Source organism: Klebsiella sp. RHBSTW-00484 (assembly GCF_013705725.1).
Lineage (GTDB): Bacteria > Pseudomonadota > Gammaproteobacteria > Enterobacterales > Enterobacteriaceae > Klebsiella.
Window position 1 is genome coordinate 1,111,795 of record NZ_CP055481.1, and the last position, 16,878, is coordinate 1,128,672.

Here is a 16,878-nt window from a genome sequence, read left to right on the forward strand (position 1 = left end):
TTATAAGCTATTAAATATAAGTAATTGATCGTTTTTATCGATAGATTTTGCAGATCAATTATTGAAATTCGATCGGTAATAACAATTTTACCTGCACTCATAACCTCCCTATCTTAGAGAGGATTTAATTAGAATCAGGCCAGGATTCTTACCGGGTGACAATAAGGAGATGCACCATGTGCCTATAGCAAGGATGTTTCAATGCGGCAGGTATAAGTCTGCCCATCCATTCAACATGCTTACCGGACAAAGTGACGGTTTTAAACCACCACTTCAATCATTTATTGCTATTTTTCAAGGAGCCAACGATGGCATTTATTCTTTTACTTTTGTGGATCGGAGCATCGATAGTTATTGGTAAATTGGCTCAGGCCAGTGGCCGTTCGTTCTTCATATGGTTTGTTATCAGTATGCTTATAGACCCCATATTTGGTGCTATTCTTTTTGCTGTAGTCGTGAGGTCAAAATGAAACCAGAAAGAATTAAGAGGCTTTTTAAAGCCTATCTTGGCATTGGTTTTTTATTCATGTTACTTGTTTGTATAGGGATTGTTTTTTTGTTATGTCAATAAGGGAAATGATTACGTATTTTAATAATTATTTTATATCTACCGCCATACTCCCCTCCTGTTCAATACTCTTGAAGTATACCAGTTTAACGTTCTCTGTAATATTTCGGCTATTATGTAAAGATAAGGAATTATCATGATAAACTATTATGAATATCTTGAGCTGGATATGAATGCCAGCGTTGATGAATTAAACCATGCGATACAAAAAGTAAGTGAGCGTGATGATGCAGATTTAAAATTCATCCGTGAAATGAAATCCATTTTGTTAAACGATGAAGCCAGGTCACTGTATAATAATAAATTGATTTCTTTTATTGTTGGCGATCGTAAAAAGTCTGATTTGGTAAGCGCTGAGAGTATCCGTAAATTATTAAACATAGACAACTCGTCGTTACATGAAAAATATATCTGGATTGCAACGGGATTGTTTCTTATCGGCGTTTTATCCGCATGTTTGTTTAGTTTAGCTGTCAACTATACGGTTAATCTGTTCGTTATGATTGCCCTGATTATCTTGTTCTATATGGACTGGAAGCTACTGGATAAACATGGTAAGGCAAGTTTTTCAAAATGGTGGATTCTTTTTTCGCCAGTTTATATTGCTAAACGTTGTAAAGCCGTTGGTCAGGGGAAAATGCTGTTGCTGGTCTGGCTTGGGATATGGGTTGTATATGGCATCGGGAACTTTGCATTCAACAGTAGCAAAACAATGCTGGAGCGCTCAGCATGTGAGGTGGTAACGGATATCTATCATAAGCAACTACGCCAGTACTCACAGCAATGTGAGAACGTAACGTTAACTGAAAGTGAAGGAAAACGGCACTATGGATTTGCTCAGATTAGTGATGGGACAACTAAAGATATTACCGTGACAGAACAATCAGATGGTAAGATTGTTGTATATATTGAATAGGCATTTTTGAGGCAAAGCACTTACCTTTGGGGTAAGTGCTTCTTATATATATTTTTTTATTTTTAGAGGAGGTTTGTATGAAATTTTTAAAGAAACTGAAATATGTAATCACTCTGGGGGTAATAACCGCCTCCTGTTCAGTAATGGCATCACCTTATGGAGATTCAGATGTTCTGTTCGGGTGTATCATAAAAGGTAAAACCACTAAAGAAGTGGCTGTGTTGAGGAATAATAATGAGGTCACTTATTTATTCGGTAAATCGGATATTAACGGAGGGGGTGGGGTGATTCCTGAAATCACTTTGGTAAAAAATGTGAGCCAGTTAAGTCAGGCCTGGAATTACAGTAGGGCTGAGGGCGTGTCGATACATACATTGAACATACCAGAAAACGAGTATACTTACTCTGTTTCCTATATCGATGATGGGAAAAATACTGATGGGGAAATAACTGTTTTAAAACAGGGGAAAGAAATCAGTACGATAAAATGCGATGATGTCTGGGAACAACATCTGGGTGACAGCAATATGATGCATGGTATCCCCGACGAATCAGAGTGATGTATCTGATACGTACTGTACCAGTTCACACTCCACCAGCCTGAAAGTTTTCGGGGAGGGCGAGTGGAAAGTCAAACAACACGGCAAAGAGCGCCGTCGTATCAGGCGAAAACTGCATCTGACCGTTGATGTGAACACGCATCAAATTATCCGCCCCCCCCGTCGACCTGTCGCTGAACAATGTGACAGATGCAGAAGCTTTCCCGGGTCTTATCAGGCAGACCCACAGAAAAATCAGATCAGCCGGAAGGACTGGCCAGGTAGCAGAGGCTCTGGTCATGGCGCACGCGTTGAGCAAAATGACGAAGACGGGTATGCCAGAAAGCGTGCGTATTGCCTGAGAACCTGACCAGCCACAGAGACGCTCGCCCCGAGTCTGAGTTAATCATTAAGCCGATTGCCCAGACAATATTTTCCAAAAGGAACTGGCTTATGTCCATTTTGATACAACTGAGGCGCTGATCTTCAATGTGACCAGCAGTATGGTGGCAAAAGCCATATCAGCCCTTTCTCTTTAGCATCAACCGATGTTTCGTATCCTTGCATAAATATCTCCTAAAAAATTGAGGCGACAACTATGCTGATACAGGGGACGAATAGCTGATCGACGTTCCACGCGAAAACATGATCGATCAGAGCAGAATACGCACTTGCACAAACAGAACTGCCAGAAAAAATAACGACAGCCCTTGTGTGGCGCGGCATTGAAGGGGATTAAGGGGTTTTGCACTGATTCAAAAAAATGCGAAAAAATGATAAATTTTGATTTAATTTTGCATTAAAGTGAGAGGGGGTTGATCGTTTTTAAAAGGATTTTAAATATTTATGAGTGCAATAAAATAAATTAATAAAAATCATAAAGTTACATATTTAAAAGGAAAATGGACGCTTTTCATGTGATGCTTATCGCTGCTAAATATTCAGACCTTTTCCTGTTGGAATAAAAGGAACATTAATTCCGATAGTTCCTCTTGGAGCCTTTTCGGTAACTTTATGAAAATGATCTTGTTTTTTTGATTACAAGCTGATAAAGGACGCATCAAATAGGAACGGACAAAGCGACATATTAGCTAAAAAAACTGCTACGCAAACTGGTTTATGATTGCATTCGAGTTGTATAGAGGAACCCGGATGAAAGGAAATTGCCTTTCATCTTCACCCGACATCCCGTAACATATTGTAAAAATTGATTTTTCATATTGGCATCAATGACGTATTCAGGTTAAACATGGATGAACTGACCGTTCACCTTTATGTGATTCGCTTTCAGGTTGAAAGGCCTGTATCTGAACATTTGACACGTTTGATTCTGCTTTTTCATATTCGGCTTAAGTGCTTGTTTTTAGGTAAAACAATCGCAAACACAATTCAAATAATGAAAAATAACCCCGAAAACGAGTCAATTAAGGTTGTTTTCAGGTTTGTGGCGTAGATATCAGGCCTGGTGCCAGTCGCAGAAACGCTCCATGCGCCAGCAACATCTCGCCGGTGAAAAATGTTTTATCGACTACTGCGGGCCCACAGTGCCGGTTATCTCACCGGAGACGGGTGAATGCTGGCAGTGGCAACAGGCCAGCGTTTTCACTTACCCCTGTATCCACTGCGCGGTACAAATATTTCCACTGGCCTCTGACCCAGATGTAGGTTTCATCCATTCGCCAACGATACCCTGTGGGGCGTTTATTCTGGCGAAACGCTTTCTCCAGTAACGGCACCAAACAAATAACCCAACGATGAAGCATGGAATGGTCAACGACAATCCCCCTCTCAGACATTATCTCTTCCAGATTTCGCAGGCTGAGTGAGTAAGCTAGGTACCAGCGTACACATTTAGCAATAATACCGACGGGATAATGCAGGCGTTTGAAGGCTTTTCGGATTAAAGGTATGGGAATATAATGTAAAAAAAACAGTATATTACCTGAGCTAGCGCTTAATGCGACAGAACCGTTTTGAATGGCGAGGCGAGTCATTATGCAGACGCTAGTCGCCTGCCGTCACAACACATTGTGAACGTTGATTAGTGAATATTGATTAACCATCAGCGTGGAGAAACCGCCGCCCTTAGTGGTTCTTATTACGGGCGGCGCAGGTGTTAACCGACATGTTTATTGATTGACGGCGATAATATTGTGCTCTGGGCCATAGGGGAAATGGGTGATGTTCTCTGCGGCTGATTCGTTGACAACCAAGATATCGTGTTCACGATAACCGCCGTGTCCCGGCATGCTCTCTGGCAGCATGATCATCGGCTCCATTGAGACAACCATTCCCGGTGCTAAAACAGTTTCAATATCCTCGCGTAATTCTAAACCGGCTTCGCGGCCATAATAGTGGCTCAGTACGCCGAAGGAGTGGCCATAGCCAAAAGTCCGATACTGCAGCAGGTCATGCTCGCGATAAATCTCATTGAGCGAGGCGGCGATATCGCAACAACGGGCGCCTGGGCGGATAAGTTCCTGACCACGGCGGTGTACTTCGCAGTTGATCTCCCAGTGACGCAATTGCTCATCGCTGGGCTGACCGAGGAACAGTGTTCGCTCCAGCGCGGTATAGTAGCCGGCAATCATCGGAAAACAGTTCAGCGATAAAATATCTCCTTGCTTCAGGCGACGGGTAGTCACCGGATGGTGGGCGCCGTCGGTATTCAGGCCAGACTGAAACCACGTCCAGGTATCGCGTAATTCAATATGTGGCAGGCGTTTCGCTATTTCCCGGGTCATCGCCGAGGTGGCCGCCAGGGCAACTTCATACTCCGGAACGTCCTCGGCAATCGCTGCGACGCATGCTGCGCCGCCGAGGTCGGCGACCTGAGCACCAATTTTAATCAGTGCAATCTCTTCTGCGGACTTAATCATCCGCATCCGCATCGTCGCCGGGGCAATATCCATAAACTCTGCCTGGGATAAGTAATGGCAAAATTTAGCGCGCTGTTCGATTGTCACATGATCGCCTTCAAGGGCAATCCTCCGGCTATCTTCAGGAACCACTTTACACACTGCCCGGTAATAATTATCACGCTGCCAGTCTGTGTAAACAATATTTGCACCGTAGCTACGGCGCCATCCCTGACCTCCGTCAATATTGGTGGTAATTAAAAATGACTGGCTCGGCGTCACCACCAGGGCATACTGGCGGCCAAAACTACAATATAAAAAGTCGCCGTAGTAATTAATATTATGAATCGAGGTTAAAATAACTGCATCAATACTGTCTGCTTCCATGATGGCGCGTAATCCCGATAGTCGGCGCTGCATTTCATGGGTGCTGAAGGTTCCCTTAACTTTTTGTCCATTAGCTAATTCAATAATATCTGGCATGCTCATAATAAACTCCGTCGTTGATAATGGCGTGTTGCCATCATCTGGAAAACGATATCTTGCGACAAACGGAGATTATTAATTTGCCGTCATTAGCCGGACTTATGCAGCGTATATTCGCCGAGAATTTGCGTTCGCTCTGCAATATGATGTGCGGTTTCTTCTGTCAGCCAGTTAATCAACGCCTGAACGCGTGGCCGTTTCTCATTATTACGTGGGCTGGTTAACCACACCTGCCCGTCTTCGACGATATCGGTAAAAGGGCGAATCAGTGCGCCATTGCTCACTTCCGTCGCACACAAAGAGTGACGGCTTAAGGCGATTCCTTGGCCGGCGCAGGCGGCCTGGAGCACGAGGTCGGCGCGGGAAAAGCCGGTTCCTGCCTCGACATTCAGGTCATACAGCCCGAGGCGGGCAAAATAGGAGCGCCAATGGGTGCTATAGGCATTTTGCGGCATGGAATCATGCAGTAAGCGCAAACCACAGAGTTCGCTGTAACTGTGTAGATGCCGGGTTTTCAACAAATCCGGGCTGATCACGGGATAGATCACATCGTTGAACAGATGCCGTTGAATTAGATTTTTATCATCAACCCAAAAAGGGGTAATGGCGATATCGACCGCGTCAGATTTAAAATTGGCGGGCGTCATATCGGCATCAATTTCCAGGCTGATAGGGTACTGCTCATAAAACTGATGCAATCGGGGAAGCAGCCATTTGGTGGCAAAGGACGGCATAACCCGAATCTTTATGGTGCCCTCAAGGGTTTCTTCACCGGTTTGGTGCAACGTAGTTTCGAGGATGGCAAAGGCCTGGCGCACCCCGATAAACAGCTGTTCACCCTGCGGAGTTAAGCGTAGCCCTGCGGGCGTGCGGTGAAAGACCAGGTAGCCAAGCTGTTGCTCAAGCGATTGAATTTTCTGGCTTACTGCACTCTGAGTAAGAAAAAGATCCTGTGCGGCACGGGTAAAACTGAGATTACGCGCTGCGGCATCAAAGTAGCGCAAACCGTCGAGGGACGGCAAACCTGGTTTACGTTGCATCATCGGTTTCCCTGTTGCTAAATAACCTGCAATAAGCACTATTCATGCCAAAAGCATCATTAGCCGTGCTAATAGTTATCAGTTAGAAACCACCGTTTGTCGCCGCTAAACGAATGAATAAATATTATCAGCGTCATTCAAACTCGCGGAGAAACTCTGATGAAAAATAAACTGTGGCTGTTACTTTCAATGTCTGTCTTACAACTTTCGCCATTATTGATATCTACGGCCCAGGCTGATTTACTGGATGATATTAAGCAAAAAAAAGAAATAGTGATTGCCACCGAAGCACGCTATGCCCCTTTTGAAATGCTTGAAGATGGCAAAATAGTCGGTCTGGGAAAAGATATTCTCACGGAAGTGATGAAAGGATTACCCGGGGTGAAAGTGGTTCAGCTGGATATTCCATTTCAGGGGGTTTTACCCGGTCTGGAAAGCAAGCGATTCGATTTTGTGGCAACTTCTTTAACCATCACCCGCGATCGTGAAGCAAAATTCGCCTTTACCGCTCCCTTTTCTGACGCCAGCGTGGCCATTCTGAAACGCAAAGGGGATAGCCGCATTAATAGCGCCAAAGATCTCCAGGGCATGATTGTCGCCAGCCAGGCCGGGGCGCCGCAAATTGCGGTGCTAAAAGAATATGAAGCATCGGTACTTAAACCCACCACCGGTCACGGCGTTAAAGAAATAAAAGCCTTTATTGATTATAACGAAGCCTACGCGGCATTAGCGGCGCACCGTGTTGATGCGGTTGTACAATCGTTGCCGAACCTCGCGCCGTTGGTGAAGACCCGTGGTGATACGTTTGAAATTGTACGCCCGCCGTTTGGCCCGGCGACCTGGTATGCATGGGCCGGAAGAAAGGATGCGGATAGCGCCTCACTGGTCAAATTTATCAGCGACGGCATTGTGCAGTTGAATAAATCGGGAAAACTGGCGCAGCTACAAACGAAGTGGCTGGGTTTTTCTATGGCCGTTCCTGAGCAAGTGCCGACCCCGGCAAATTAATTTGATGGATACTGGAGGGCAATATGTTTGATATTTCAGTGGTGTTTCCCTATTTCCCTCAGCTATTAATCGGCGTGCTCAGTACTCTGGCGGTATCGCTGAGCGCGATTGTCATAGGATTGATTCTCGGTTGGTTAATTTGTCTGGGGCTAAACTCTCCGAGACGCCTCGTGCACTGTTTTTGCAAAACCTATGTCAGTTTTTATCGTGGCACACCGCTACTGGTTCAGTTGATATTAATATTTTATGCTTTGCCCGCCGTAGGGATCACCCTTTCACCATGGCTGGCAGCGGTTGTGGCTCTCTCATTAAATACCGCTGCCTTTCAAGGAGAGATTCTTCGGGCCGGCTTTAAAATGTTGCCCAAAGGCCAACTGGAGGCGGCACGAGATTTTGGTTTTTCAGCGGCGCAAACGCTGTTTTATATTCAGATGCCGCAGGTGTTGCGCACCATGATGCCGGCTTTGATTAATGAAACCATCGATATTATCAAAAATTCGGCATTGGTCTCGGTGGTGGCGGTCCATGAGTTGATGAGAGTTACTCAAACGCTGGCCTCAACCACCTATCGGCCGCTGGAGTTTTATACGGCATGCGGGCTCCTTTATTTTCTGACCTCGTGGGGGCTGAGTATTGTTGGCGCCAGGTTAGAGAAAAACCGCTCATCTTCGGCTCAAAGGGTATTAGCACAATGAATGTTGAAATACTTTTTACCTATAAAGATGCCATTGCCGCCGGTATTTTAATGACCCTAAAAATGAGTCTCGGCGGCATCCTGCTGGGGCTGGCGATCGGGCTGTGTTTTTTTCTTCTCGAAAGACAAAAACCGGCGTTATTTAATGTGATATATCATGCATGGATTAATGTGTTTCGCGGCACGCCGTTACTGGTGCAGCTCTTTTTAGTCTTTTATGGTGGTCCCTATATTGGTATTAATCTCGAGGCGCAACAGGTCGGGGTACTGTGCCTGGGATGTTATGGTTCCGCTTATTTTGCGGAAATATTCCGTGCGGGCCGTAATGCTGTCTCTGGCGGGCAAGTTGAAGCGGCGGCAGACCTGGGGTTAAGTCCATGGAAAATATTTACTTTCATTGTCTGGCCGCAAATGCTCGCGAGAATTATTCAGCCATTGATTGGTCAGAGCGTTATTCTGGTAAAAGAGTCGTCGGTGCTATCCATTATTACGGTCGGTGAACTTACCAATACCGCCATGACCATTGCCAACCAGACCTATGCGATGGTTGAAATCTACGTCTTAATGGCCATTGTCTATTGGGGGATCGCGGTCGGTATCTCCCGTTTGGGTAACAAAATGGAGCGCCATTATTCTTATTCTCAATTAAGCCGAGGTTAATACTATGCGTGATTACGCCATTGAGATTAACAATCTCAATAAACATTATGGCGAAAACCATGTTTTACGTGGTATCGATGTCAGCATTACTCCCGGAGAAGTCATTTGCGTGATTGGCGGCTCAGGGTCGGGTAAATCTACGCTGTTACGCTGTATTAACTTTTTGGAGGATTATAGCTCCGGCGGCATTGTGGTGAATGGCGAGTGCGTCGGCTATGAATCTCTCGGCGGCGAAAAACGCCGGCGTTTAAGCGACAAGGAAAATCGTCAGGCGTTACGCGACGTCTGTATGGTCTTTCAGCAGTTTAATCTGTGGCCGCATATGACGGTACTCGATAACGTAGCCACGCCGTTGCGGCGGGTTAAAAAGGTCTCCCGTGAAGCAGCCTACGCCGAAGCGAAAACGCAACTGGCACGGGTTGGTCTGGCAGACAAAGCCGATAGCTGGCCCGCGATGTTATCCGGTGGTCAGCAGCAGCGCGTTGCCATCGCCCGGGCATTGACCATGAAACCCGCCATTATGCTGTTCGATGAACCGACTTCAGCGCTTGATCCGGAGCTGGTCGGGGAGGTGCTAAAGGTCATCCGCAATCTTGCCGATGATGGTATGACCATGATGATTGTGACCCATGAGATGGGGTTTGCCGCTAAAGTCTCCGATCGGGTGCTGTTTCTTGCCGATGGCTGCATTGAAGAGCAGGGACCGCCAGCGCAACTGTTCCATCAGCCAAAAAGCCCGCGGCTGCAGTATTTTTTGTCGTCGTGGAGTGAACGCCAGTCGGGGGCGAGATTGCCTGAAACGGCGTTGCAGGAGTCAGCATGAAGCAGGGGATTGCTTGCGGCGCACTGGCAGGTGCATGCTGGGGATTCATTTTCCTGCCACCGATGTTGTTACCCGAGATCTCACCGCTGCTGCTAACCTGCGGACGTTTTGCAACCTACGGCGTACTGGCGGCAATTTTACTTATTCCGCAATGGCGCAGCATTGCCCGCGTCTGGCATCATCGCGATCTGCTGACGCTGATCCGTCTTTCACTACTGAGCAATGTGCTTTATTTTCTGCTGGTCGCGGCGGCCGTACAGCAGGTTGGCATCGCTGCGACCTCGTTAGTGATTGGCTTGATACCGGTGATGGTTCCGTTGCTTAGCCGCAGAGACCAGCATGCGCCGCCATTCCGGCAATTAATGCTGCCAATGGCGGCGATCGTCGCCGGAGTGGTGCTGATTAATCTGCATGCGCAACTGTCGTCCGCACACCCAATAACGGGTGGGAAACAGCCGATGCTGGGGATGCTTTGCGCCTTCGCCGCATTGCTGTGCTGGAGCCGTTACGCAGTCGAGAACTCCCGTAGTCTGAAAACGCTCCCTTACAACAACAACCAGTGGTCGCTGCTGATTGGCTTGTGTACCGGAAGCCTCTCGCTATTGCTGTGGCTCATCGTCAGTATTTGTGGGTTTTCCAGTGTTGATTTATCGTTACCGGAGGATGTCCAAACGATCTTTTGGGCGATGAACGTGGTGCTGGCCGTGTTTTCTTCGTGGCTGGGGTATATGGCGTGGAATCTCTGTTCCCGGCGCCTTCCGGTATCGTTGACGGGCCAAATGGTGGTTTTCGAAACCCTTTTCGCGCTGTTATACGGTTTTATTTATCTCAGGCGTGTCCCGGATCTGCTGGAAAGTGCCGCTATCCTGCTGTTACTGGGCGGGGTTCTGGCCGCGGTGCATTGCCATCATCACTGCCGTTGCGTTCAGGCGACGGTATAGAACACCGTCGTCGGTTAATATGATAATGAATCGTGACATTATTCGTAGGGTAAGATAATTACTGGGTGAGCACAGGTTCAGATAATCATATATTTATCATTTGCTAAATTTACCCGCTGGTATAAAGCAGAGGCATGGCTAACAAAACCAAAAAACAGGTTTTATATAGCTTTCGTTGTCGTTATAGCGAAGATGAATATGAGCGTTCTATAAGCAAAATTATTATGTGTGCCTTGCAAGGCACGATCTTTCCGTCGGTGAAAGTCCGACCCGGCTAACTCTCGCTCCGGCCGGAAGTACAGGGGGCGGTCCAGGAGGTAACAAATGGGCTGAAGCTCTCCCTGAAACGGCTTCTTAAGGAAGTCAACGGGTTATGCGGGCCGTAACGTGAGTGAACACTGAGCAGGCCTCGAAATGCCGTCGTGGGTGCCGACACGCCATAATAACGGGGAAGGCCGACGATGACCGGGAAGAGAGTGAGAAAAGCACCGGCCATACCCACCGGGGTAGTGGTGACAGCACGCATAACGATTGATCGATCGTGCAACAAGGGAAGTCCATAGCGATGTTCGTCCGGCAGACGGGCAACGACGTCTCGTGAGGGGCTGAGTCGGTTGTTATGGATGGCGGATGGGGGCGTAGTAGTTATGATACTGAGTAATGTCAGAGGAGCGAAGGCCCCCTGTTGCAGTACCAGTGTACCAAGCAGGAAGAGCCCGGGGATTGGCATCAGCCTAACAACTCCGCTCGAATCGGTTCAGAACCTACAGAAGACACTACAGGCGAAAGCAAAGAGTAACGCAACGGCTAAATTCCACAGTCTGTGGGATAAGGTTTGCCGCCCGGATGTTCTCGTGGAGGCTTACAGGCGATGCCGTCTGAACCGGGGAGCCCCCGGCACGGACGGTGCGTCCTTCGCCACCATCGAACAACAGGGTTTAGGACAGTGGTTGCGAAGATTAAAGCAGGAGCTAAGCACTAAACAGTACCAGTGCTCGCCCCTGTTGCGTGTATGGATCCCCAAAGCCAACGGCGGACAACGCCCGTTGAGTATCCCGACAATAAAGGACAGAGTGGTTCAGACGGCGGTGTTGCTCGTTATTAACCCCGTTTTGGACACCGATCTGTCCCCACGGCAGTACGGCTTCAGAAGTCACATCGACGCCAAAATGGCGATACGCAGAGTCTACTTTAGCATCTCTGAACGCTTCGCCAGAGAAGTCGTTGATGCGGATCTATCTGATTACTTCAGTACGATCCCTCATGGGCAACTGATGAAATGCATCGCCCGAAGGATAACTGACGGAAGCGTACTTGGGATAATCCGCCAGTGGCTCAGAGCCCCGGTAGTGGAACGGACCAGACAGGGGGTCGAAATTCGGACCACAGTTGCCCGTAACACTCATCGTGGAACAGCACAGGGCTCGCCAATAAGTCCGTTACTGGGAAACCTCTATTTCAGGCGATTTATTCTGGCATGGAATAGCGGGACTCCTTTCTGGGAGAAGAACAGCGAAATCGTCAATTATGCCGACGATCTGGTGATATTGTGTAAAAGGGGAACCGGAGAACAGGCCATGACAAGGATGAAACGCCTGATGGAACGGCTGGGGCTGATCGTTAACGAAAGTAAAACCCGGCTGGTCGTTTTACCTGAAGGGAATTTTGATTTTCTCGGATATACCATTGGCCGATTTTATGGCAAAGGCGGACGCCCCTACTGGGGAACCGCAATATCCCGAAAAGCGATCAAACGGCTCAAACAGGAAATACACGCCCAGACTACGTCACGCTGGAACTGTACCCCCATAGCTGAAAGAGCGGAAAGGTTAAACCCGCTTCTCAGGGGCTGGGCCAGTTATTTCAATCAGGGGCCAGTGTTACAGATTTACCGTGACATTGATATCTATACGGCGAGACGGGTCAGGATCTGGTTACAGAGAAGAAAAGGTCAGCGGGGAACGGGATATCGCCAGTATCCCGACCAGTACCTGTACGAGCAGTTAGGACTGATACGCCTGCTGGATCTCCCCCGTAACCGCCCGAACGCGAAGGTCTGATGTGCTGCAAGAGAGCCGGATGCGGGAAATCCGCAAGTCCGGTTCGATGAGAGGGATGTGGAAACGGAGTCACGCTCAGGACAGTAAGGCACCACCAATCGAAAGAGGTGGATTAACAGATATGCCTGGACTAAAACCACCGCGCCACATCTCTACTCTACCGGCTTCGACCCAGCCGTCCTCCGCATAGTACGCCAGGGCTGGCCACTGGTTCAGGGCGTACGTGAAGGCCTTCGCCAGCTCCGAGTGTCGCGAGAGCGTTTTCATCTTTTCACGCAGCCAGCTCTCCAGGGATTTCAGCAGCGGTTTCGTTTTACGCTCACGTTCAGCAAGGCGCTGCTCCGCCGGCATTCCCCTTATCTCCGCCTCAACGGTATACAGCTTCCGTTATCTGACGGACGGCTTCTTCCTTAAATTCAGGTGTAAATCGTGGTGTGCCCATACGCTCCTCCTTGTATCTCGAAAGTGGATTACTATGAACTGGCTTAGATTTGGCAAGGTCTGTGTAGTCCGATTCCTCCCGGGGTTATTGAAGCCCGTAGCATAGCGATTGACGCACAGGCTGAGCCGTTCATCTGAAGCCCGAACAGTTGTCCGAACTTCAAATCGTATTTGCAAGGAGGGGTATAGATGAGCGTGTCAAATCAACGTTGTGCAGGCATAGATGTTTCAAAAGGTACTCTGGATATTGCAATCAGCAATAATGCCAGCCAGTTCACTGTACCAAATGGAAGTGACGGTTTTACTCAAGTTATCGGAGAATTGAAGCGAAATGAGACAAGATTGATCCTCATGGAAGCAACAGGAGGGCTGGAGTCAAGTGTAGCTTGTCATCTTCAATCAGAAGGCTTTGACGTTGTCGTCATTAACCCCCGTCAGGCTCGAGATTTTGCCCGTGCAATGGGCTATCTTGCGAAGACGGATCGTATTGATGCCAGAGTATTGCTTCAGATGTCTGAAGTGATTAACCAGCACCCGGAACGGGAAAAATACATCCGTCCCTTGCCTGACGCACACAGGCAGATTCTGACAGCGATGGTGGTCAGACGCAGACAACTAACAATCATGCTTACAGCCGAACGAAACCGATTACATCCTTCGCATCCTCAGAGTTATGAAAGCATCAAATCAATTATTTCGGCACTGAAGGGTGAGCTGGCTCGCATTGAAGGTGAAATGGCGATTCACATCAAGGACCATTTCAGTGAGTTATCTGATCTACTGAGTGCAGTTAAAGGTGTTGGGGCTGCGACTGTTGCTGTATTGCCGGCTGAAGTTCCTGAGCTTGGTTCGCTCTCTCGACGTGAAATTAGCGCTCTTATTGGGGTTGCTCCAGTAAACAGGGATTCCGGCACGATGCGCGGTCGCCGAACAGTATTCGGAGGGCGAGCTTCCGTCCGTACAGCTCTCTATATGTCAGCTCTGGTTGGGACGAGGCACAACCCGGTAATAAAAGAGTTCTATACACGCCTGGTTGCCGCAGGAAAGCCTAAAAAAGTTGCACTGACGGCCTGCATCAGAAAATTGCTGACCATCCTGAACGCAATGCCGAAAAAGAATGAAGCATGGGATCCGATGTATCACCAGCATGCTTCGTAGTCGCGCTCGAAAGACAGTTGCTATGCTCAAACTATAGGGCAGGATCGTCTACCGGGGTGGGGTCAGTCCAACATTGGCACGAAACTGTCCAGTAAATCCGGGGCTATTCAGTCTTCTGTCAGTGGAGTCAGAGCATCAATATCTTCATGCAAAATACGGCGTAACTCGATGATAGCCGGGGCTGTTTCCTGCACGCTATGACCACCGGAGATGACCCGCTCCGATGTCGCGCCACTCAGGTGCGAACCCCAGTAAGGCACCAGACCATCACTGGATTCGACCAGCGGCGTATCCGGGCTCTCCTGGCCAATGATTGAGTGATAGCGCACCGACGAAGAAATCGGCAGTTGTGCTGCAGCCCTGATGAACAGATCGGCTTTGTCCAGGTTGTCGATACTGGTCGATATCCACGCAGGCGCGCCGTCATCGCGGCCCGCTGACGACGACCGTTTCTGTGTGATGCCGCCGAATCCACTCGCCACCGGCGGTCTGGTTCGCCTGGAGTGCAGGGCGTAACGGTAAATACGCTGAAGAACATCTCGCCGGGTTCGGAGGGAAGGTGCTCCAGGTTGATGGATATGCGGGATACAACAGTCAGTTCACCGCGCAAAGAGAAAATGGTCCGCCGCTGAAAAGAGCAGGTTGCATGGCCCATGCCCGTAGAAAGATCTATGATATCGTGATAAATACCCGGAGAAACCCGACGCTGATGCAGGCTCTGGCGCTAATCAGGGCGCTGTATGCAACAGAAGCGGAAATACGCGGGCAAAGTGCAGAATGCCGGCTGGCGATCAGGCAGGAGAAAAGCCTGCCGCTAATGCTGTCGCTGAAAGCGCTGATAGATGAAAAACAAAAGACGCTGTCGAAAAAATCCCGGTTGAGTAAAGCGTTCGCCTATATAGAAAACCACTGGGATGCGCTGTGCTGTTACTGCCACGACGGGCATGTGGAAATAGGTAGAGTAGAGATGTGGCGCGGTGGTTTTAGTCCAGGCATATCTGTTAATCCACCTCTTTCGATTGGTGGTGCCTTACTGTCCTGAGCGTGACTCCGTTTCCACATCCCTCTCATCGAACCGGACTTGCGGATTTCCCGCATCCGGCTCTCTTGCAGCACATCAGACCTTCGCGTTCGGGCGGTTACGGGGGAGATCCAGCAGGCGTATCAGTCCTAACTGCTCGTACAGGTACTGGTCGGGATACTGGCGATATCCCGTTCCCCGCTGACCTTTTCTTCTCTGTAACCAGATCCTGACCCGTCTCGCCGTATAGATATCAATGTCACGGTAAATCTGTAACACTGGCCCCTGATTGAAATAACTGGCCCAGCCCCTGAGAAGCGGGTTTAACCTTTCCGCTCTTTCAGCTATGGGGGTACAGTTCCAGCGTGACGTAGTCTGGGCGTGTATTTCCTGTTTGAGCCGTTTGATCGCTTTTCGGGATATTGCGGTTCCCCAGTAGGGGCGTCCGCCTTTGCCATAAAATCGGCCAATGGTATATCCGAGAAAATCAAAATTCCCTTCAGGTAAAACGACCAGCCGGGTTTTACTTTCGTTAACGATCAGCCCCAGCCGTTCCATCAGGCGTTTCATCCTTGTCATGGCCTGTTCTCCGGTTCCCCTTTTACACAATATCACCAGATCGTCGGCATAATTGACGATTTCGCTGTTCTTCTCCCAGAAAGGAGTCCCGCTATTCCATGCCAGAATAAATCGCCTGAAATAGAGGTTTCCCAGTAACGGACTTATTGGCGAGCCCTGTGCTGTTCCACGATGAGTGTTACGGGCAACTGTGGTCCGAATTTCGACCCCCTGTCTGGTCCGTTCCACTACCGGGGCTCTGAGCCACTGGCGGATTATCCCAAGTACGCTTCCGTCAGTTATCCTTCGGGCGATGCATTTCATCAGTTGCCCATGAGGGATCGTACTGAAGTAATCAGATAGATCCGCATCAACGACTTCTCTGGCGAAGCGTTCAGAGATGCTAAAGTAGACTCTGCGTATCGCCATTTTGGCGTCGATGTGACTTCTGAAGCCGTACTGCCGTGGGGACAGATCGGTGTCCAAAACGGGGTTAATAACGAGCAACACCGCCGTCTGAACCACTCTGTCCTTTATTGTCGGGATACTCAACGGGCGTTGTCCGCCGTTGGCTTTGGGGATCCATACACGCAACAGGGGCGAGCACTGGTACTGTTTAGTGCTTAGCTCCTGCTTTAATCTTCGCAACCACTGTCCTAAACCCTGTTGTTCGATGGTGGCGAAGGACGCACCGTCCGTGCCGGGGGCTCCCCGGTTCAGACGGCATCGCCTGTAAGCCTCCACGAGAACATCCGGGCGGCAAACCTTATCCCACAGACTGTGGAATTTAGCCGTTGCGTTACTCTTTGCTTTCGCCTGTAGTGTCTTCTGTAGGTTCTGAACCGATTCGAGCGGAGTTGTTAGGCTGATGCCAATCCCCGGGCTCTTCCTGCTTGGTACACTGGTACTGCAACAGGGGGCCTTCGCTCCTCTGACATTACTCAGTATCATAACTACTACGCCCCCATCCGCCATCCATAACAACCGACTCAGCCCCTCACGAGACGTCGTTGCCCGTCTGCCGGACGAACATCGCTATGGACTTCCCTTGTTGCACGATCGATCAATCGTTATGCGTGCTGTCACCACTACCCCGGTGGGTATGGC

At 48.9% G+C, this 16,878-nt stretch carries 16 protein-coding genes and 3 pseudogenes; 13 read left to right on the forward strand and 6 right to left on the reverse strand.

Annotation, left to right across the window (positions count from 1 at the left end; all coding sequences use genetic code 11):
* The first annotated feature begins 308 nt into the window (after positions 1–308).
* The 5 genes and pseudogenes from HV213_RS05345 (at position 309) to HV213_RS05365 (ending at position 3,753) form a co-directional block, all read left to right on the forward strand.
* Complete coding sequence (locus tag HV213_RS05345) at positions 309–470, forward strand: hypothetical protein (protein ID WP_040216727.1); 162 nt, start codon at positions 309–311, stop codon at positions 468–470.
* 234 nt (positions 471–704) lie between these two features.
* Positions 705–1,484 carry a hypothetical protein gene (locus HV213_RS05350; protein WP_049239072.1) on the forward strand — a complete coding sequence of 260 codons (780 nt, stop codon included), beginning with the start codon at positions 705–707 and terminating at the stop codon, positions 1,482–1,484.
* 77 nt (positions 1,485–1,561) lie between these two features.
* Positions 1,562–2,044, forward strand: a complete 483-nt coding sequence (locus HV213_RS05355) for a hypothetical protein (RefSeq protein ID WP_049239073.1) — start codon at positions 1,562–1,564, stop codon at positions 2,042–2,044.
* 31 nt (positions 2,045–2,075) lie between these two features.
* Positions 2,076–2,385: pseudogene (locus tag HV213_RS05360) on the forward strand (transposase); the annotation flags it as partial.
* A gap of 1,125 nt (positions 2,386–3,510) precedes the next feature.
* The gene (locus tag HV213_RS05365; protein WP_014837244.1) at positions 3,511–3,753 is read left to right on the forward strand and encodes a hypothetical protein; all 243 of its coding nucleotides are present in this window, start codon (positions 3,511–3,513) and stop codon (positions 3,751–3,753) included.
* Here HV213_RS05365 and HV213_RS05370 read toward each other — a convergent pair.
* From HV213_RS05370 to HV213_RS05380, 3 genes and pseudogenes are all read right to left on the reverse strand, one after another.
* Positions 3,637–3,933 (reverse strand): annotated as a pseudogene (locus HV213_RS05370) (IS6 family transposase); the annotation flags it as partial. The gene HV213_RS05365 and the pseudogene HV213_RS05370 sit on opposite strands and share 117 nt — an antisense overlap.
* Positions 3,934–4,152: 219 nt before the next feature.
* A complete protein-coding gene (locus HV213_RS05375; protein WP_074075385.1) occupies positions 4,153–5,370 on the reverse strand; it encodes a M24 family metallopeptidase in 1,218 nt (405 codons plus the stop codon).
* 86 nt (positions 5,371–5,456) lie between these two features.
* Positions 5,457–6,410 carry a LysR substrate-binding domain-containing protein gene (locus HV213_RS05380; protein WP_014837246.1) on the reverse strand — a complete coding sequence of 318 codons (954 nt, stop codon included), beginning with the start codon at positions 6,408–6,410 and terminating at the stop codon, positions 5,457–5,459.
* Positions 6,411–6,566: 156 nt separating this feature from the next.
* Between HV213_RS05380 and HV213_RS05385 the strand changes: the two genes are divergently transcribed.
* The 6 genes from HV213_RS05385 (at position 6,567) to ltrA (HV213_RS05410) (ending at position 12,593) form a co-directional block, all read left to right on the forward strand.
* Positions 6,567–7,415, forward strand: a complete 849-nt coding sequence (locus HV213_RS05385; protein ID WP_074075384.1) for a transporter substrate-binding domain-containing protein — start codon at positions 6,567–6,569, stop codon at positions 7,413–7,415.
* A gap of 23 nt (positions 7,416–7,438) precedes the next feature.
* Positions 7,439–8,110 carry an amino acid ABC transporter permease gene (locus HV213_RS05390; RefSeq protein ID WP_042933959.1) on the forward strand — a complete coding sequence of 224 codons (672 nt, stop codon included), beginning with the start codon at positions 7,439–7,441 and terminating at the stop codon, positions 8,108–8,110.
* Positions 8,107–8,769, forward strand: coding sequence for an amino acid ABC transporter permease (locus tag HV213_RS05395; protein ID WP_074075383.1), 663 nt, complete (start codon positions 8,107–8,109; stop codon positions 8,767–8,769). Before HV213_RS05390 ends, HV213_RS05395 begins: the two co-directional genes overlap by 4 nt.
* Positions 8,770–8,773: 4 nt before the next feature.
* Positions 8,774–9,592: an amino acid ABC transporter ATP-binding protein gene (locus tag HV213_RS05400; RefSeq protein WP_014837252.1), complete on the forward strand. Its 819-nt coding sequence runs from the start codon at positions 8,774–8,776 to the stop codon at positions 9,590–9,592.
* Positions 9,589–10,533 carry a DMT family transporter gene (locus HV213_RS05405; protein WP_014837253.1) on the forward strand — a complete coding sequence of 315 codons (945 nt, stop codon included), beginning with the start codon at positions 9,589–9,591 and terminating at the stop codon, positions 10,531–10,533. Before HV213_RS05400 ends, HV213_RS05405 begins: the two co-directional genes overlap by 4 nt.
* Before the next feature lie 647 nt (positions 10,534–11,180).
* Positions 11,181–12,593: a group II intron reverse transcriptase/maturase gene (ltrA, locus tag HV213_RS05410; protein ID WP_155005807.1), complete on the forward strand. Its 1,413-nt coding sequence runs from the start codon at positions 11,181–11,183 to the stop codon at positions 12,591–12,593.
* 165 nt (positions 12,594–12,758) lie between these two features.
* On the opposite strand, the pseudogene HV213_RS05415 reads toward ltrA (HV213_RS05410), so the two are convergent.
* Positions 12,759–13,005 (reverse strand): annotated as a pseudogene (locus HV213_RS05415) (IS66 family transposase); the annotation flags it as partial.
* 218 nt (positions 13,006–13,223) lie between these two features.
* On the opposite strand from HV213_RS05415, the gene HV213_RS05420 reads away from it, so the two are divergent.
* A complete protein-coding gene (locus HV213_RS05420) occupies positions 13,224–14,192 on the forward strand; it encodes an IS110 family RNA-guided transposase (protein WP_181245052.1) in 969 nt (322 codons plus the stop codon).
* 107 nt (positions 14,193–14,299) lie between these two features.
* Here the strand turns inward: HV213_RS05420 and HV213_RS05425 are convergent, their stop codons facing one another.
* Positions 14,300–14,674 carry a hypothetical protein gene (locus HV213_RS05425; RefSeq protein WP_082238089.1) on the reverse strand — a complete coding sequence of 125 codons (375 nt, stop codon included), beginning with the start codon at positions 14,672–14,674 and terminating at the stop codon, positions 14,300–14,302.
* On the opposite strand from HV213_RS05425, the gene HV213_RS05430 reads away from it, so the two are divergent.
* On the forward strand, positions 14,662–15,234 hold the full coding sequence (locus tag HV213_RS05430; RefSeq protein WP_082238090.1) for an IS66 family transposase: 573 nt from the start codon (positions 14,662–14,664) through the stop codon (positions 15,232–15,234). The genes HV213_RS05425 and HV213_RS05430 overlap by 13 nt on opposite strands.
* 75 nt (positions 15,235–15,309) lie before the next feature.
* Here HV213_RS05430 and ltrA (HV213_RS05435) read toward each other — a convergent pair whose 3' ends face one another.
* On the reverse strand, positions 15,310–16,746 hold the full coding sequence (gene ltrA, locus HV213_RS05435) for a group II intron reverse transcriptase/maturase (protein WP_309509538.1): 1,437 nt from the start codon (positions 16,744–16,746) through the stop codon (positions 15,310–15,312).
* Between the last annotated feature and the right edge of the window lie 132 nt (positions 16,747–16,878).

What these genes read in the sequence shown, in the direction of transcription:
- HV213_RS05380 (WP_014837246.1), bottom strand. Translation starts at nt 6,410, where the DNA reads ATGATGCAACGTAAACCAGGTTTGCCGTCCCTCGACGGTTTGCGCTAC.
- HV213_RS05345 (WP_040216727.1), top strand. Translation starts at nt 309, where the DNA reads ATGGCATTTATTCTTTTACTTTTGTGGATCGGAGCATCGATAGTTATT.
- ltrA (WP_155005807.1), top strand. Translation starts at nt 11,181, where the DNA reads ATGATACTGAGTAATGTCAGAGGAGCGAAGGCCCCCTGTTGCAGTACC.
- HV213_RS05405 (WP_014837253.1), top strand. Translation starts at nt 9,589, where the DNA reads ATGAAGCAGGGGATTGCTTGCGGCGCACTGGCAGGTGCATGCTGGGGA.
- HV213_RS05365 (WP_014837244.1), top strand. Translation starts at nt 3,511, where the DNA reads ATGCGCCAGCAACATCTCGCCGGTGAAAAATGTTTTATCGACTACTGC.
- HV213_RS05350 (WP_049239072.1), top strand. Translation starts at nt 705, where the DNA reads ATGATAAACTATTATGAATATCTTGAGCTGGATATGAATGCCAGCGTT.
- HV213_RS05420 (WP_181245052.1), top strand. Translation starts at nt 13,224, where the DNA reads ATGAGCGTGTCAAATCAACGTTGTGCAGGCATAGATGTTTCAAAAGGT.
- HV213_RS05355 (WP_049239073.1), top strand. Translation starts at nt 1,562, where the DNA reads ATGAAATTTTTAAAGAAACTGAAATATGTAATCACTCTGGGGGTAATA.
- HV213_RS05400 (WP_014837252.1), top strand. Translation starts at nt 8,774, where the DNA reads ATGCGTGATTACGCCATTGAGATTAACAATCTCAATAAACATTATGGC.
- HV213_RS05390 (WP_042933959.1), top strand. Translation starts at nt 7,439, where the DNA reads ATGTTTGATATTTCAGTGGTGTTTCCCTATTTCCCTCAGCTATTAATC.
- ltrA (WP_309509538.1), bottom strand. Translation starts at nt 16,746, where the DNA reads ATGGCGGATGGGGGCGTAGTAGTTATGATACTGAGTAATGTCAGAGGA.
- HV213_RS05385 (WP_074075384.1), top strand. Translation starts at nt 6,567, where the DNA reads ATGAAAAATAAACTGTGGCTGTTACTTTCAATGTCTGTCTTACAACTT.
- HV213_RS05395 (WP_074075383.1), top strand. Translation starts at nt 8,107, where the DNA reads ATGAATGTTGAAATACTTTTTACCTATAAAGATGCCATTGCCGCCGGT.
- HV213_RS05375 (WP_074075385.1), bottom strand. Translation starts at nt 5,370, where the DNA reads ATGAGCATGCCAGATATTATTGAATTAGCTAATGGACAAAAAGTTAAG.